This window comes from Geodermatophilus obscurus (assembly GCF_900143215.1).
Taxonomy (GTDB): domain Bacteria; phylum Actinomycetota; class Actinomycetes; order Mycobacteriales; family Geodermatophilaceae; genus Geodermatophilus; species Geodermatophilus obscurus_A.
Map to the genome: position 1 here is coordinate 117,119 of NZ_FRDM01000001.1, position 15,741 is coordinate 132,859.

General features: G+C 74.3%; 18 protein-coding genes and 2 tRNA genes. 12 read left to right on the top strand and 8 right to left on the bottom strand.

Features of this window, described 5'->3' with window-relative positions; genetic code table 11:
* Positions 1-27: 27 nt before the first annotated feature.
* From BUB17_RS00655 to BUB17_RS00665, 3 genes are read right to left on the bottom strand one after another with little or no spacing between them, the layout of a single operon-like run.
* Positions 28-1,119, bottom strand: coding sequence for a lysylphosphatidylglycerol synthase transmembrane domain-containing protein (locus tag BUB17_RS00655; protein WP_072911644.1), 1,092 nt, complete (start codon positions 1,117-1,119; stop codon positions 28-30).
* Positions 1,116-1,709 carry a hypothetical protein gene (locus BUB17_RS00660; RefSeq protein WP_141242844.1) on the bottom strand — a complete coding sequence of 198 codons (594 nt, stop codon included), beginning with the start codon at positions 1,707-1,709 and terminating at the stop codon, positions 1,116-1,118. Before BUB17_RS00660 ends, BUB17_RS00655 begins: the two co-directional genes overlap by 4 nt.
* Positions 1,706-3,430, bottom strand: a complete 1,725-nt coding sequence (locus BUB17_RS00665; protein ID WP_072911647.1) for a phosphatase PAP2 family protein — start codon at positions 3,428-3,430, stop codon at positions 1,706-1,708. The genes BUB17_RS00660 and BUB17_RS00665 overlap by 4 nt, the downstream gene beginning before the upstream one ends.
* A 103-nt stretch (positions 3,431-3,533) precedes the next feature.
* Between BUB17_RS00665 and BUB17_RS00670 the strand changes: the two genes are divergently transcribed.
* A complete protein-coding gene (locus BUB17_RS00670) occupies positions 3,534-4,451 on the top strand; it encodes an ABC transporter substrate-binding protein (RefSeq protein ID WP_072911649.1) in 918 nt (305 codons plus the stop codon).
* A gap of 122 nt (positions 4,452-4,573) precedes the next feature.
* Here BUB17_RS00670 and BUB17_RS00675 read toward each other — a convergent pair.
* Positions 4,574-4,646 (bottom strand) — tRNA-Lys (locus BUB17_RS00675).
* 177 nt (positions 4,647-4,823) lie between these two features.
* Here BUB17_RS00675 and BUB17_RS00680 point away from each other — a divergent pair.
* The 4 genes from BUB17_RS00680 (at position 4,824) to BUB17_RS00695 (ending at position 7,956) form a co-directional block, all read left to right on the top strand.
* Entirely contained in the window at positions 4,824-6,002 is a 1,179-nt protein-coding gene (locus tag BUB17_RS00680) for a L,D-transpeptidase (RefSeq protein WP_072911652.1), read from the top strand.
* A gap of 60 nt (positions 6,003-6,062) precedes the next feature.
* Positions 6,063-6,521, top strand: a complete 459-nt coding sequence (locus tag BUB17_RS00685) for a hypothetical protein (protein WP_072911655.1) — start codon at positions 6,063-6,065, stop codon at positions 6,519-6,521.
* 71 nt (positions 6,522-6,592) lie between these two features.
* Complete coding sequence (locus BUB17_RS00690) at positions 6,593-7,678, top strand: WD40/YVTN/BNR-like repeat-containing protein (protein ID WP_072911658.1); 1,086 nt, start codon at positions 6,593-6,595, stop codon at positions 7,676-7,678.
* Positions 7,675-7,956: a ubiquitin-like small modifier protein 1 gene (locus tag BUB17_RS00695; protein ID WP_072911661.1), complete on the top strand. Its 282-nt coding sequence runs from the start codon at positions 7,675-7,677 to the stop codon at positions 7,954-7,956. The genes BUB17_RS00690 and BUB17_RS00695 overlap by 4 nt, the downstream gene beginning before the upstream one ends.
* 81 nt (positions 7,957-8,037) lie before the next feature.
* On the opposite strand, the gene BUB17_RS00700 is transcribed toward BUB17_RS00695, so the two are convergent.
* Positions 8,038-8,283 (bottom strand): hypothetical protein, encoded by a 246-nt coding sequence (locus BUB17_RS00700; protein ID WP_072911663.1) that lies wholly within the window; start codon positions 8,281-8,283, stop codon positions 8,038-8,040.
* 157 nt (positions 8,284-8,440) lie between these two features.
* Between BUB17_RS00700 and BUB17_RS26475 the strand changes: the two genes are divergently transcribed.
* A complete protein-coding gene (locus BUB17_RS26475) occupies positions 8,441-9,778 on the top strand; it encodes a methyl-accepting chemotaxis protein (RefSeq protein ID WP_072911666.1) in 1,338 nt (445 codons plus the stop codon).
* 51 nt (positions 9,779-9,829) lie between these two features.
* Here the strand turns inward: BUB17_RS26475 and BUB17_RS00710 are convergent, their stop codons facing one another.
* Positions 9,830-10,018 carry a hypothetical protein gene (locus BUB17_RS00710; RefSeq protein ID WP_072911668.1) on the bottom strand — a complete coding sequence of 63 codons (189 nt, stop codon included), beginning with the start codon at positions 10,016-10,018 and terminating at the stop codon, positions 9,830-9,832.
* A 252-nt stretch (positions 10,019-10,270) separates the two neighbouring features.
* On the opposite strand from BUB17_RS00710, the gene BUB17_RS25815 reads away from it, so the two are divergent.
* The 5 genes from BUB17_RS25815 (at position 10,271) to BUB17_RS00735 (ending at position 13,246) form a co-directional block, all read left to right on the top strand.
* Positions 10,271-10,450, top strand: a complete 180-nt coding sequence (locus BUB17_RS25815) for a hypothetical protein (protein ID WP_244276803.1) — start codon at positions 10,271-10,273, stop codon at positions 10,448-10,450.
* A 137-nt stretch (positions 10,451-10,587) separates the two neighbouring features.
* Complete coding sequence (locus BUB17_RS27295; protein WP_072911674.1) at positions 10,588-10,821, top strand: ANTAR domain-containing protein; 234 nt, start codon at positions 10,588-10,590, stop codon at positions 10,819-10,821.
* 238 nt (positions 10,822-11,059) lie between these two features.
* The gene (locus tag BUB17_RS00725) at positions 11,060-11,542 is read left to right on the top strand and encodes a DUF1707 SHOCT-like domain-containing protein (protein ID WP_072911676.1); all 483 of its coding nucleotides are present in this window, start codon (positions 11,060-11,062) and stop codon (positions 11,540-11,542) included.
* Between the two features lie 520 nt (positions 11,543-12,062).
* On the top strand, positions 12,063-12,227 hold the full coding sequence (locus tag BUB17_RS26480; protein WP_175561233.1) for a hypothetical protein: 165 nt from the start codon (positions 12,063-12,065) through the stop codon (positions 12,225-12,227).
* A gap of 290 nt (positions 12,228-12,517) precedes the next feature.
* On the top strand, positions 12,518-13,246 hold the full coding sequence (locus tag BUB17_RS00735; RefSeq protein WP_072911682.1) for a GAF and ANTAR domain-containing protein: 729 nt from the start codon (positions 12,518-12,520) through the stop codon (positions 13,244-13,246).
* A gap of 196 nt (positions 13,247-13,442) precedes the next feature.
* Here BUB17_RS00735 and BUB17_RS00740 read toward each other — a convergent pair.
* Together BUB17_RS00740 and orn are read right to left on the bottom strand one after the other, a co-directional pair.
* Positions 13,443-13,518 (bottom strand) — tRNA-His (locus BUB17_RS00740).
* 67 nt (positions 13,519-13,585) lie between these two features.
* On the bottom strand, positions 13,586-14,263 hold the full coding sequence (orn, locus tag BUB17_RS00745) for an oligoribonuclease (protein WP_072911685.1): 678 nt from the start codon (positions 14,261-14,263) through the stop codon (positions 13,586-13,588).
* A gap of 146 nt (positions 14,264-14,409) precedes the next feature.
* Here orn and BUB17_RS00750 point away from each other — a divergent pair, with 146 nt between their 5' ends.
* Complete coding sequence (locus BUB17_RS00750) at positions 14,410-15,621, top strand: hypothetical protein (protein WP_072911688.1); 1,212 nt, start codon at positions 14,410-14,412, stop codon at positions 15,619-15,621.
* Positions 15,622-15,741: the final 120 nt, after the last annotated feature.

The window sequence follows — 15,741 nt, forward strand, 5'->3', positions numbered from 1 at the left end:
GCCCGTCGGAGGGCGGCACCGAGGGCGTCACGCCGTCTCCGGGACCAGCTCCGTCCGCGGCGCGGTGTTCGGCATCCGTCGCCAGGACCTGTTCCTCCGCCAGAACACGTAGGCGGCCAGGCCGAGCGGGATGGGCAGGACGTAGGTCAGGGCGCGGTAGACCAGGACCGCCGCGGCGACCGAGGCGCGCGCCCCGCCGGCCGCGGACAACCCGGTGATCAGGGCCAGCTCGACCACGCCGAGCCCGCCCGGGGTGAACGGGACGGCGGTCAGCAGTCGGGCGAAGGCGAACACGGCCAGCACCTCGGGCCACCCGACCTCGCTGCCACTGACCCCGGCGAACCGCAGCGCCAATAGCAGGACGAGGAACAGCGACAGGTGGCTGAGGAGGGTGGCCAGCGTGATCCAGTGCCAGCGGGCGTGCAGCAGCAGCGCGGTGCGGTCGCGGAACCGCCCCGTGGCCCGCTCCCAGCCGTGCACCGGGGGGCGGTGCACGAGGCGCAGCAGCGCCGAGGCGGCCCGGCCTGCGATCGTCCCGATGCGGGCGGCGCTCTCGCGGCTGCGCAGCAGCAGGCCGAGGACCACGACGGCGGCGGCCAGCCCGGCCACGCCGGCCAGGCCGGCGGCCAGCCGGCCGGCGGTCGGCGGGGCGGTGAACGCGAGCAGGGCCAGCGCGAGCACCGGCGTGCCGAGCTTGACGAAGTTGTTCCACAGCCCCGAGACGAGCAGGGACACCGACGTGCGGGACCGGGAGAAGCCCCACGAGGAGTTCATCCCGTAGGTCAGCCCAAGGGCGAGGGCCGCGCCGCCGACCACCGTGTTGGACACCGCCGTCGTGGTCAGGCTCGACACCGTCGCCTGCCGCAGCGTCAGCCCCGGCATCGTCGCGACCATCACGAACTGGTAGGTGACGAGGTTCCACGCCGCGGCCAGCAGGAGGACGACGACCTCGACGGCCGTCATGCCCGCGACGGTGGCCCAGACGTCGGACAGGCTGGTGAACTGCGGCAGGAACCAGGCGAAGACGGCGACGACGAGCGCGACCGACAGCAGCGGCCCCAGCGCGCGCCGCCACCACGGCCGGCGGCGACGTCCGGCGACCGGCACGGCGGCGGTCACGGCGTCCCGTCCTCCGGCGCGGGGCCGTCGAGGTGCAACCGGCCGCCGCTGTCCTCGTGCACGTACGCCGCCACGTCCGCGCGGCGGACCACGTCGATGCTCTCCGTGGCCACCGCCAGGGGCTCGGCGCGGTAGTCGCCGTCGAGCCGGAAGACCATCGCCAGGCACCCGCCGTCGAAGACGTAGAACCGGGTGCCGACGTACTGCGGGTGGACCTGGGTCACCCACTCCAGGCGGCGCAGCCCTTCCCGGTCGCTCGGGATCTCGGTGGCGTCCCGGGTGTCGCAGGACTCGGTCAGCCGCGCCTCGATGGCCCGGACGCCGTCCCGGTCGGAGTCCAGCCAGAACCCGCCGGAGCCGTCGCGGACCTCGACACCGGCCAGGCGCCAGCCCAGCGGGACGGCGTCCAGGCACGGCACCCACGCCGCGGAGGGCACCGCCTGCGCCATGAGGACCACCCCGCGGGCGGGCTCGCCGTCGTCCCCCGCCCGGCAGGCCAGCTCGTCGCTGCCCAGCGACGCCGGCGCCGTGCACCCGACCAGCAGGGCAGCCGTGAGGGCCGCTGCGGGGGACAGCCACCGGGTCCTCACAGCGGGGACCACATGATCACGTTGAGGGCGAGGCCGAGGGCGAGCACCAGGCCCAGCAGGGTGGCCGCGGTCAGGCCCACGCGTCGCATGGACCAGCGCTGGATCCGCACCGCCGGCAGCCGATAGGGCAGCAGCCGGAGGAACTCCGCGTGCAGGTCCCGGCCCTGCTGCCGCAGCATCCGCCGCAGCTGGCTGGGCATCGTCAGCCCGCGGGTCGCGGCGAACGCCTCCGCGATCTCCTCGTCGGAGAAGTGCAGCCGGGCGCGGCGGTACACCCGTGCGGCGTCGGTGCGCAGGGCGAGCACCAGCATCATGTTGGCGAGGTCGACCGCCTGCCGCCACGGGCTGGGCCGGACCTCCGCGAACGCCGAGTCGATGAGGAACAGCGTCCCGTCGCGGACCAGCACGTTGGCCGGCTTGACGTCGCGGTGCGCCACCCCGATCTCCCACATCCGGCGCACCACGGACAGGCCCTGGTCGATGACCTCGTCGTCGACGACGACGTCGGGGTCGCCGATCTCCCGCCCCCCGGCGAGGAACTCGGCGACGAGCAGGTACTCGCGCTCCGGGGTGATCTCCACGATCCCCATCGGGTGCGGCACGGGCAGCCCGGCGTCCCACAGCAGGCGGAGGACGTAGTCCTCGTACTGCACCAGGCGCCGGACGCTGTGGTAGGGCTTCTCGTCCTCGAGCCGGCCGTACAGCAGCGTGCGGCCGAGCTTGAACCAGCGGTCGGAGCGCAGGTGCGTCGCCGCGTAGAGCTTGCCGAAGACCCAGCTCTCGCCCTCGCTGTGCCCCGGGTCGGCCTTGACCGTGATCCTCAGCGGGGTGGAGCCCCCCGAACCGGCCAGGCCGAACGGGGTGACCTGCGTGGCGACCAGCCCGAGCTGGTCCTGCAGGGCGCGGACGATCGCCCGGCCGCGGCCCCCGGTCACGTCCAGGTGGGCCGGGCTGCCGCGGCTGTACCGCACCGGGTACACCTCGTTCGGCGTGAGCAGCCGGAACGCCGCCAGCGGCGCCGCCACGCCGAGGACCACGCCGGCGAGCACGTCGGTGGGGTGGTCCTGCGCCAGGTACAGCCGGGACGCCGCGGTGCCCGCGAGCAGGGCGACGACGACCCACTTGCCGACCGTCCGCCACCGCCCGGCCGGGATGAGCGCGTAGACGGCGCTGACCAGGGAGGCCGTGAGCACGGTCATCGGCACCGACGGCATGGCGAAGCCCGACCACGGTCCGAGGATCTCCACCCCGTAGGGCCGGGGTCGCTGCAGCGTGGCGGCGGCTTGGGCGGAGAGGGCGGGCACCAGCAGGCAGACCCCCAGCCACACCAGCAGGTGCCGCCACCGCCGGGACGCCACGAGGACCACGACGGTGACCAGCCAGACGGTCCTGACCGCGGCCGGGGTCGCGAGCCCGCCGGCGACCTCGGCGACCCGGGTGAGGCCGGGCGAGCGCACCTCGCTGATCGCCTGCAGCACGCGGGTGTCGACCAGGTCGACCACCGCGATGCTGCCGGTCACGACCCCGACGGTCCACAGCAGGACGACCGCGGCGCTCAGGCCCAGCCACCACTTCCCCGACGCGGCGAGGTGGCGGGGCAGCGGCGGAGGCTCCCCGGAGGGGCGGCGACGTCGGCGCACGCGCACGATGGCCTGCGGCGCCGGGCGGACGCCTGGTCGCGGGGAGGCCGCCTGGAGCGGCACCTGCGGCAGGGACGCCATGCCGTCGAAGCGTCCTCCCCGCGGCGGCGCGCGACCATCCCCTTTGGTCCCGGATGCGGCTACGTTGCGCGGGGGCACACCCCGGCATGGGGGAGGAGGCGCCGTGCGACCTTCCCGCGCCCGGCTGGCCGGCGCACTCGCGCTCCTCCTGGGGACACTGGGGACCGCCTGCGGCAGCACGGCGACGGTGCCGTCCCCGGCGACGGAGCCGACGACCGAGGCCGTCGTGATCGCGTCCTACGACTTCCAGGAGAACCAGATCCTGGCCGAGGTGTACGCCGAGGCCGCCCGGCGGGACGGCGTGCCCGTCGTGGTCGACCACGGCATCGGCACGCGGGAGGTCGTCGCGCCGGCCCTGCAGCAGGGCCTGGTCCACGCCGTCATCGACTACCTCGGCACCGCGCTCGTGTTCGCCCGTCCGCAGACCCAGCCCGGGGAGCGGTCACCGGGCGAGCTGCACGCCGCACTGCGGCTCACCCTCGGACCGCACGGCGTGACCGTGCTCCGGGCCGCCGCGGCCGAGGACCAGAACGGCTTCGCCGTCGCCGACTCCTTCGCCGAGGAGCACGGTGTCCGGCAGCTGTCGGACCTCGCCCCGCTCGCGCCACAGCTGCGCTTCGGCGGCCCCCCGGAGTGCCCGGAACGGCCGTTCTGCCTGCAAGGCCTGCGGGAGGTCTACGGCCTGCAGTTCGACGAGGTGGAGGCGATGCCCTCCCGCGTGGCGACCATCGAGGCGCTGGTCTCGGGCCGGATCGACGTCGGCCTGGTCGAGACGACCGCCGCCCGGCTGGCCGTCGCGCCGATCGTGCTGCTGGTCGACGACCGGGGCCTCCAACCGCACGAGAACGTCGTCCCCCTCGTGCGCACCGACGTCCTGGAGCGCTGGGAGGGTCTCGAGCCGGCGTTCGACGCGGTCAGCGCCCGGCTGACCACCGAGGCGCTCGTGGAGCTCAACCGCGCCGTGGAGCTCGACGGCCTGACCCCCGCCGAGGCCGCCGCCCAGTGGTGGGACGGCGGTTGACCGGCCGGCACGTCGCGCCGACCGGATGGGTGGGCACTGATCGGCAGGTCCGTCGCCGCGTCCTGCCGATCCGCGCACCCGATTGCCGGCGATCGGCGGCAGAGCCGCTGAAGTGGAGAGGGTGCGCCATCAGGGACTCGAACCCCGAACCCGCTGATTAAGAGTCAGCTGCTCTGCCAATTGAGCTAATGGCGCGTGTCACCCGGCTGCACCGGGCGGCAGGGGAGAACGATACCAGCGCCCTCCTGCGCGCCGGCGAGGTGTTCCGGCGCCCGGCGGCCGTCCCCCGGCACGGCTCCGACGTGGACACTGGTGGGTCGGTGCAACCAGTCGTCCGGGATGACGGCTGCGCAGGACACAGAGGGGATCGCGATGAGAGGGACGTCTGCGCTGGTCACGGCGACGGCGCTGGTCCTGCTGAGCGGCTGCCAGGGCAGTGGCGGGGGCGGGACGGCGGCGGCGCCGACGACGACCGCGGCACCGCCCCCGGTCGCGGTCGAGGTCTCGCCGGCCGACGGTGCGATCGATGTCTCACCCACGGTCCCGCTCGAGATCTCCGTCACCGACGGCGAGCTCACCGAGGTGGACGTCGTCGACGGCGCCGGTGCGGAGGTCCCCGGCTCGGTGGCCGACTCGGCCGGGGACCCGGCCGTCGACGTCTGGACGCCGGACAGCCCGCTCGCGTACGGCACCACCTACACGCTGACCGCGACGGCCGAGGGCGAGGGCGCCGAGCCCGCCGCGGCCGCGACCACCTTCACCACGGTCACCCCGCAGAAGCAGCTGACGCCGTCCATCGGACCGCTGGACGGTCAGACCGTCGGCGTCGGCATGCCCATCCGCGTCTACTTCGACCGTCCGGTGATCGACAAGGCCACCGTCGAGCGCAACCTGCGGGTGACCAGCTCGACCCCGACCGACGGCGTCTGGAACTGGTTCAGCGACACCGAGGTGCACTTCCGCCCGTCGGGGTACTGGCCGGAGAACACCGACGTGACCTTCGACGCCGACCTCTACGGCGTCGACCTCGGCAACGGCGTGTGGGGCGAGACCGACCGCACGGTCTCCTTCCGGATCGGCGAGCGGCACGTGTCGATCGCCGACGCGGGCACCCACCAGATGGAGGTCTACGACGGCGACCAGCTGGTGCAGACCTTCCCGATCAGCGCCGGCAGCCCGGACAACCCCAGCTACAACGGCGCCCACGTGGTCACCGAGCTGAACCGCCACCGCGTCATGGACTCCAGCACCTACGGCGTCCCGGTCGACAGCCCCGATGGCTACCGCACGCCGGTCGAGTACGCCGTCCGCATCTCCGACAGCGGCGAGTTCGTGCACGCCGCCCCGTGGTCGGTGGCCCAGCAGGGCCGGGAGAACGTCTCCCACGGCTGCATCAACCTCTCGACCGAGAACGCCCGCTGGTTCTTCTCGTTCTCGCAGCCCGGCGACGTCGTGGAGATCCGCGGCTCCGACGCCGGGACGCTGCGGTCGGACGTCTACGACTGGACCATCCCCTGGGAGCAGTGGCGGGCCGGCAGCGCGCTCACCTGAGCGTTTCCCCGCGCCGCGCCCGGGGAATGATCACCCGGTCCCCGAGTCGAGGAGAGTGCCGTGGACACCTGGGTGATCGTGCTGATCGTCGTGGTCGTGGTGGCGTTGCTGGCCGTGCTCGCCCTGACGATGGCCAAGCGCAACCGGATCAACGGAGCCCGCAAGCGGGAGCAGGCGCGGAACCACCTGCGCGAGGCCGAGCTGCGCAGGACGCAGGCCGAGAAGGAGCAGGCGGCCGCCGAGGAGCAGGCCGCCCGTGCCCGCCGGGAGCGCGCCGAGATGGAGGAGCGGCTCCGTCGCGAGGAGCAGGAGGCCCGGCAGCGGGCGACCACCGCGGAGGAGCACGCGTCCGCGGCCGAGCAGCTGCGCGCCAAGGCCGAGAAGCTGGCCCCGGGCCTGGCCGACCAGCACGGCCGACACCCCGACGGCCGCGCACCGCAAGCCGCCGACGACCGGACGCAGACCTACCAGCAGGCCACCGATCCGGACCAGCCCGCCGGCGGCGCCACCCGCCGCTGAGTTCCGGCCCCTCGGACGGTCTGACGTCCGAGGGGCCTCTCGACGCCCCGCCGACCTCCGGGAGGGGCGCCATGACCGACCTGCTCGCCATCGGCACGCGCAAGGGCCTGTGGCTGGCCCGCAGTGACGACGACCGCCGCACCTGGACCCTGGGGGAGCCGCACCTGCTCGCCCAGGAGGTCGCGGCCGTCTCGATCGACACCCGCGGCCCGGCCCCGCGCGTGCTGGCGGGCATCCAGTACGGGCACTGGGGCCCGACGGTCATGTGGTCCGACGACCTCGGCGCGAGCTGGCAGGAGACCGAGGCCGGCGCCATCCGCTTCCCCGAGGACACCGGCGCGGCGCTGGCCCGCGTCTGGCAGCTGCGCCCCGACAGCGCTGACCGGCCCGGCGTCGTGTGGGCCGGCTGCGAGCCGCACTCGCTGTGGCGCAGCACCGACGGCGGCTGCAGCTTCGAGTTCGTCCGCGGTCTGTGGGACCACCCGCACCGGCCGACCTGGGAGCCCGGCGGCGGAGGTGGAGCGGTGCACACGGTGCTGCCCGACCCCGCCTCGGACCGGGTGACCGTGGCGATGAGCACCGGCGGTGTCTACGTCAGCGAGGACGGCGCCTCGACGTGGGAGCCGCGCAACGCCGGCATCAGCGCCGCCTTCCTGCCCGAGCCCGCGCCCGAGTACGGCCAGTGCGTGCACAAGGTCGCCGTCGACGCGGCCGGCCCGGACCGGATGTACGCGCAGAACCACTTCGGCGTCTTCCGCACCGACGACGCCGGGAAGGCCTGGACGTCGATCGCCGAGGGCCTGCCCGCCGACTTCGGCTTCCCGGTCGTCGCCTCGCCATCCACCCCCGGCACCGCCTGGGTGGTGCCGCTGGTCGCCGACGTGCAGCGGGTGCCGCCGGAGGGCCGGCTGCAGGTGCACCGCACCCGCGACGCGGGGGAGACCTGGACCGCGCTGACCACCGGCCTGCCCGACGGCTGCTGGGCGGCCGTCGTGCGCGACGCCGTCTGCGCCGACCAGGCCGAACCGACCGGGCTCTACGTCGGCACCCGCGACGGGTGCGTCTACGCCAGCGCCGACGAGGGCGACACCTTCGGCCTGGTGGCCGACCACCTGCCCGACGTGCTCGTCGTCCGCGCCGCCCGGATCCCGGCATGAGGGTCGAGGTGGTGCTGCCCGGCGTCCTCGCCGACCTGGCCGGCGGCACCCGGCACCTGGAGGTCGCCCCGAGCGGGGGCACGCTCGCCGACCTGCTCGACACGCTGGCCGCCGTCCACCCGCGGCTGGCCCGCCGGATCCGGGACGAGGCCGGCGCGCTGCGGCGCTTCGTCAACGTCTACGTGGACGGCGACGACGTCCGGTTCACCGGGGGGCTGGCGGCTGCGGTGCCCGACGGCGCCGTCGTCCAGGTGCTGCCGTCGGTGGCCGGCGGGTGAGCGGACAGGGGCGGGAGCCCGGCAACGAGCGCCGGCGAGCGAGGAGCGCAGCCTCCCGCGGGAGCGAACGGGATCGCTGGGTCACAGGACGGCGAGCGTCGCGCACTCCGCGCACAGCTGCGAGCTGTCGTAGTCCTCCGGCGGCCACACGGTCTGCTCGTCCACCGCGACGTAGGCCCCGCACAGCGCCTTGCGGCTGCGGCCGTTCACCTTGCCGATGGTCGCGTGCGCCGGCCCGATCTGCCGCGGGACGAGCCCCTCCGCGCTGCCCACCGAGCCGACCATCACGACGGCGTGAGCGGTTCCGTAGGAGTACGCGAGAGTCATGGCCCCAGGGTCGCCAGGAGGAGCCGGGCCGGGCAGCACCCGGGAGGTGCGTGTCGGCTGCACCCGTCCCAGCCGTCGCTGCCGTCACAGCGGAGCACTGCCGATGGTGAGACCGGATCGGACTCAACTGTTCTGGTCCGGGGACCGAAGAGCGTTCGTGACCACCACGCCCGTGCGCACGGCGCACGCCGACGAGGACGCCCCGAGCGGGTTCTGGGCGGCCGTCCCCCGGGGTGCCCGGCTCGACGCCCGCAGCTTCGGAGCCCGCCACCGGGTGACCACGGGGGTGCTGATCGCCCACGTGCCCGTCCTCGCGGTGATCGGGCTCGTCCGCGATGTGGGCGGCTGGCTGCTGTGGGGGCAGCTCGCCGTCATCGCCGTCCTGGTGGTCCTCGGCCTGGCCCTGCGCGGCCAGGTGGCCCGGGCCGCCGCCGTCGGACTCGGGCTCATGGTCGGCGCCGACGTGCTGCTCCACGTCGGCGGCGGCCTCACCGACCTGCACATCTGGTTCTACGTGCTGCTCCCGCTGGTCGCGCTGTACCAGATGTGGACGCCGTTCCTGCTGGCCGTGGCCTTCGTCGCCGTCCACCACACGGTCACGGGCATCTGGCTGCCGACGTCGGTGTCGACCACCCACCAGGCGCACGAGCACCCCATGGCCTTCGCCGCCCTGCACGCGGCCTTCCTGCTGGTGGAGGCGACCTTCCCGACCTACGGGTGGCGGTACGCCGAGCAGTCCGAGTCCGGGCGGCGCGCACAGCAGCGCCTGGCCGAGGAGCAGCGCGCCGCCCACGACCGGGCCGAGCTCGCGCTCGCCGAGGAGCGGGCGCGCACGGCGGACGACGCCGCCCGGCAGGCCCAGGACCGGGAGGACCGCGCCGCGCGGCTCGGGGAGCGCATCTCCGGCCTCGTGGACGCCGGCCGCCGGCTGGACGAGAACGTCGCCACCGCCACCGACGTGATGGAGGGGCTGCGCTCGGCGATCGCCGAGATCGCCGCCGCGGCCAGCGGCGCGAGCACCACCGCCCGGGAGGCGAGCGCGCGGTCGCGCACCGGCGCCGCGACCGTCGACCGGCTGGCCGGGACCATGGCCGAGATCGACCAGATCGCCGGCAGCATCTCCTCGATCGCCGACCAGACCAACCTGCTGGCGCTCAACGCCACCATCGAGTCGGCCCGCGCGGGGGAGGCGGGCAAGGGGTTCGCCGTCGTCGCCGGGGAGGTCAAGGACCTCGCGCTGGAGACCGCACGGGCGACCGAGCGGATCCGGTCCGTCGTCGACGCCGTCCGCCAGGAGGTCGAGGCGGCCGGCACCGCGCTGGGCAGCGTCGAGGACATCATCCGCGGCGTCGTCGACGCGCAGGGCACGATCGCCGCCGCCGTCGAGGAGCAGAACGCGGCGACCGCGCAGGCGCAGGAGGCCATCGCCGGCGCCTCGCGCGAGGCGACGTGCATGGCCGCCGACCTGCAGCGGATCGTCGACGGAGGGCACTGACCACCCCGCGCCGCGCGGACCCGGTCTCACGACACGGCCCTCCGTGGGCGGCTACTCGCGGACCACCCACACCTCGGCCGGTCCCTGTGGCGTGGTCCGCACCTCCACGGGCTCGAAGCGCTGGTAGACCCCGAACCAGCGGGGCCCGTCGTAGACCAGCACCGAGGACGTCAAGAGCTCGGCGGCCACCTCGTCGATCTCGCCGTGCCGCGGGCCACCCCAGTGGAAGATCAACGGCATGGGGGCACGCTAGCCCTGTCCTGTCCCGACGTCGCCGGCAGGACGGCGCGAGACCGGTACGTCGGGTCGGTCCGACGCGGACGTCGGTGCCCACGTCCTCCTGGTGCGCGTAGGGTCGGAACCGGCGCGTGGGACGTCCACCGCCACCGCCGACCGCGCGTCGAGCAACGACGTGCAGCCCGCACGGGATCCGGGATCGGGTCCCGCGGCCGAGGTCACCAGCCCCCGGTTCGAGCAGACCGGATGCCCTCCGTGGCCCGCAGTCAGGACCCGCAGCCCGCGATCGCCGCGGAGGCGCTGGAGCGCCTGGGCCGGCTGTCGCTGCGCGAGCTGTCGATGGACGACCTGCTGCAGACCGTGGCCGACCTGGTCAACACGGCGATGCCCGGCGACCCCCCCGGCACCGGCCTCCTGCCCAGCGACCGCGCATAGCGACCGCCTCAGAGCCCGGAGCTGCGGGCCCGTCAGCGGCCACCGCGACCTCCCGGGGGTCCTGGCGGTCAGGCCCCGCCGCTCCGGACCACGGGGCGGCGGGGCCGCCCCCCGTGCTCGCGACGGCGCCCTGTGCTGTGCAACCAGGTCGTTCCCGCCGAACAGCGCAGAGCGCGCTGCGCAGCCGGATCGTGATCGAGCCGGCCAAGGGCGTGCTGTCGGCGCGGGCCGGCATCAGCGTGGGGGAGGCGTTCACCCGCATGCGGACCCACGCCCGGCACAGCGGTGGACAGCTGGCGACCGTCGCGGAGGCCGTGGTGACCGGCACGCTGGACCACGGCGACCTCGAGCCGGTGACCGACTCGTCGTGAGCGAGACGCGGGCCCGCCGCGCCGCTGCCGGGGGCAGGAGCCGCCGGTGTCCACTACGTAGCCGCTCCAGGCACCGGTGGGCGCCTGAGGGCACGGAACGACACGAGGCCCCTACGCGGCGCACCCATCACGCGGGCCTCGTGTCGTCGTGGACCCGCGCGCGCCGGAACCCGCCCGGTGGCCTGGGCGCAGGTGCAGGCTGTGGCCCTCTCCGCGTCGCACCTCGGGAGGAACGACCATGCCACCCCTGATCGACCTGGACAGCGCGGCTACGTCCGCACCGCGGATGCGCGCGTCAGACACCGACCGGCTGACCACCGTCGAGCGACTGCAGGACGCGGTGGCCCGCGGCCTGCTCACGCCGGACGAGGGCAGCGAGCGGATGGCCGACGCCTTCGCCGCCATCCACCTGACCGACCTCGACCCGCTGACCGAGGACCTGCCGCCGACGCCGCCCGAGCGCACGGCGCCGGGCTGGCGGTCGCTCGGGGCGCTCGCGGTCGAGCAGGTGCGGACCTCCGTGACCAGCGCCACCGGGCGTCTGGGGACGGCGCGGGTGGCGGTCGTGCTCCTCGTCACCTCCCTCGTCCTCGTTCTCGTCGGCGCCCTGGGCGGGGTGGCGCTGTCCGACAGCGGTGGCGGCGGGGGCGGTGACGGCGGCTGGCACGAGTACCGGCATCCCCACTGGGACGACGACCGGGATCACGACTGGGACGACTGACAGTCGATCCCGCCGCTCCCCGGAGATCGGGTCGGGTGAGCGGCGGTGCGCGACTGGCAGGCCTCGCCGAGGACCGCGGTGTGCTCGGCGCGTGCGAGTTGGAGGCGCCCGCCGGGTGGCAGGGCGCCGCGCTGCGACCCGGTCCTGGTCCGGAACGAGCTCCCGGGCTCCGGCCTCCTGTCGCTGCGTGCGACCGATCGCCGAGAGGCGACCGTCGGGCCGGTCGTCACCTACCGCGGCCGCGGGGTCCTGGTGAACGTCGGCGGCGCCGGAACGCAGGGAGGCCCTGGCCAGCGAACTGATGGCATGCTGCGCCTGGACCGTAGGGCTCGGTCGTGTTGCCCGGTGATCGTGCCGGCTGGTGACACGATGGCCGTCGTTCTGGCCTGCCGTTGTGCCCGTTCCTCGGCCCATCATCGACGCTGACGCGGCGCGTGTGCGCGCTGCCGTGGCAGGCGTTCGCGCAGCCCAGGAGAGGCTGGAGAAGGTCGTCGCCCAGGCGTTGAGGAACGGGGCGTCGGTGCGTTCGGTCGCCGAGCTCGGGCTGTCGGCGAACACGGTGCAGAAGTACGGTCGAGCGCACGGCTGGCCGACCGAGCAGAACCGGGAGCGCTTCTACGAATCTCGCTACGACCGGGAGGACCGCGAGGAGCAGGAGAGCCGGGACGGCGCGGAGCGGGCATAGGGCGGCCCCACCAGCTGCGCTGCAGGACCAGTGAGGCCTGACCTGCGAGGCTCTCCTGATGAACGCCACCGGCTGGAAGTGACGCTACGCCGCATTCCCGTGGCGAGCGGCGAGCAGTGCAACCGGTGACACGATCACCGGCGCGATCCTCAGCAACCCGTAGTGTTCGTGCGGACGCGCGACAACGACCGCGGGTCGATCGTGCGTCAGGCAGCAGCGCACACCACGCGGGCCGCGACCCGCGACCGAGGTCGACGAGCCCCCGGTGCCACCAGACCGGAGGGCCAGTCGTGGCCGACAGGCAGAACTCTCAACCAGCCGACCCCGCCGAGGCGCTGGAGCGCCTGGGTCGGCTGTCCTTGCGCGAGCTGTCGATGGACAACCTGCTGCAGATGGTGGCCGACCTGACGAAGTCGGTGATGCCCGGCGACACCGAGGCATCGGTGCTGCTGCTGGTCAAGGACACGCCGACAACGGTCGTCTCCACCGGTGCGCTCGCCACCGACCTCGACGAGACGCAGTACGACAGGGGACACGGTCCCTGCCTGCACGCCGCCCGCACCGGCGAGATGATCGAGATCTCCGACACTCGGGCCGAGGATCGCTGGCCCGACTACACGCCTCGCGCCGTCGAGCGCGGCAACCTCAGCTCGCTGTCGATCCCGCTCGCCATCGATCCGGACGAGCAGGTCACCGGCGCGCTGAACATCTACGCCCGTCGCCCCGACGCCTTCGACGAGGCCAGCCGGTCCGTGGCCACCCGGTTCGGCCCCTACGCCGCGATCGCCACCGGCAACCTGTACGCCTACCAGTCCGCGCGGGACCTGGCCGAGAACCTGCAGTTGGCCATGGAGTCGCGGGCGGTCATCGACCAGGCGAAGGGCATGCTGATCGAGCGCTACAAGCTCACCCCGGACGCAGCCTTCCAGCTGCTGGCGCGGGTCTCCATGACCTCCAACCAGAAGCTCCGCGACATCGCCGACGAACTCGTCCGGACCGGCGAGCTCCGCCTCCCGTAGCGCACCGCCCGCTCCGTCGCACCGCGCCGGCGGGGCGGGCCATACGAGCCGCGATTGCCGGCTACGCCACCAGCAGCCGCCGCTGCCCCCCGATCCGGCCCCGGGCGAGGGGGCAGCGGGGTCCCGATTGCCGCCGTCGACGGCACCGGAACAGGTGGAGGCCCTGGTCAGGGAACCGACCAGGGCCTCCACCGCGTGGGGTGAGTGACGGGGCTCGAACCCGCGACACCCAGGATCACAACCTGGTGCTCTACCAGCTGAGCTACACCCACCACGTCTCCCGGACGGCCGCTCGACAGCGGGTCGTCCGGGGAACCGGCACCACGATACCGGAGACCCTCAGGCGTCCGACGCGGCCGGGGGTTCCTGCGGGGGCACGCCGGCGTCCTCGGCGGCGAACAGCTCGGCGAAGGACGCCGTGACCGTCGCGGCGGCCGCCTGCGCCTGGGACGTCGAGGGGCCCGGGCCGTCGACGAACACGGTCCGCCGGTAGTACGCCAGCTCGCGCACCGACTCGATGATGTCGGCCAGCGCGCGGTGGGCCAGCCCCTTCTGCGGTTGGGCGAAGTACACCCGGGGGAACCAGCGACGGGCCAGCTCCTTGATCGAGGAGACATCGATCATCCGGTAGTGCAGGTGGTCGTCGAGCTCGGGCATGTCGCGGGCGAGGAAGCCGCGGTCGGTGCCGATCGAGTTGCCGCACAGCGGCGCCGTCCGCCGCTCGGGCACGAACCGCTTCAGGTAGGCCAGCAGCTGCTGCTCGGCCTCGGCGACGGTCAGCGTCGAGGCCCGCACCGCCTCGGTGAGACCGGACTTGGCGTGCATCTCGGTGACGACGTCGACCATGCCCTCCAGCGCGGCATCGTCGGCGGAGATGACCAGGTCCAGGCCGGGGTCGAGGACGTTGAGCTCGGAGTCGGTGACCAGCACCGCGACCTCGATGAGCTTGTCCCGGGTGAGGTCCAGCCCGGTCATCTCGCAGTCGATCCAGACCAGGTGTCCCGCGCTGTCCGCCACGGGGGTCGACCCTACGTCGCACCCCAGGCGGCTGCCCGCACGGCAGGCGATGCGGAACCCGCCACTCCCGTACTCCTCGGGAACCGGGATCGGGCCCTGCGCGCCGCTACGCTCCGCCGGACCGCCCCGAGTCCAGGAGTGCTCCCGTGCCCCGTGCCGCCCCCGTCGCCGACCGAGCGGCCTCGCCGGCCCCGGGCTCGGTGCGGACCGCCCTGCGCCACCCGGTCGGGACCCTCCGGTGGCTGTGGCCGGCCTACGTCACGCCGGGCCGTCCCGGCCGCCCGACGACCCAGCAGGAGGTGCGCTGGATCTACTCGGCGTGGCTGGGGGCCTTCGCGCTCAAGATGCTCGGCTCGTCGTGGGACGTCTCCTGGCACTTCAGGTGGCTCCGCGACGACCTGGCCCCGCCGCACCTGCTCAACTCCGCCGGTACCGTCGTGGTCGTCGCGCTGGTGCTCTTCTCCAGCTACACCGGCTACGGCGTCGACCGCCGCGCGCTGCGGCTGATGCAGGGAGGCACGGCGGTCTTCCTCCTCGCCGTCCCGATCGACATCGTCAACCACCGGATCAACGGGCTGGACATCACCAGCTGGAGCCCCAGCCACGCGCTGCTGTACCTCGGGACGGCGGTCATGCTGGCCGGAGCGGTCCGCGGCTGGTGGCTGTACGCCGCGCCGGGGCGCACCCGGAACCTGGTCGCCCTGGGCCTGTGGCTGTTCTTCGTCGAGAACGCCGTCTTCCCGAACCAGCACCAGGAGTACGGCGTCCTGTCGCTGCGCGCCTACGAGGCCGGCCGGACGACGGCCGAGCAGCAGCTGCTGGACTTCGCCGTCGCCCAGGCGCAGAGCCCGACGTCGTTCATGCTCCCCGTGCCGTCCTGGGTGCACCCGGCCTGGCTGCTGTGCGCCGGGCTGTTCTCCCTCGTCGTCGTCCGGCGGGTGACCGGCCTGCGCTGGGCCGCGACCGTCGTCGCCGCCGCCTACCTGGCCTACCGCGCCGCCACGTGGCTGGGACTGGTCGTGATCGGCTTCCCGCCGTCGGTGCTGCCGCTGGCGCTGCTCGCGGGCGCGGTCGCCGTCGACCTGGCTGTCTCTCACCGGCTGCCCGGCTGGTTGGCCGGACCGCTGGTGGCCGCGGTCACCTATCTGGCCGGCGCCCTGCTCGCCGCCGTCGGTGCCCTGCCCCCGTGGAACTGGGAGCCGGAGGTGGTGCTGCTCACCGGCGCGGGGTTCACGCTGCTCTGGGCGGGCCTCGACGCCGTCGTCCGCAGCCGCTCGCTGGCCGCCTGGTGCACGCCCCTGGAGGAACACGGGGACACCCCGGCCGCCCCGGCAACGGGCGGCGCGCCGACCCGCTGAGCGTCCCGGACCGTCCCGTCACATGCCGTAGCGTCGGAGCCGGCCCTGCCGGTGACCGCGCTGCGGTCCGGCGCTCCGCGGCCACGCGCCGCCTCACCGCCCCTGCTCGCTCCCGGAGGA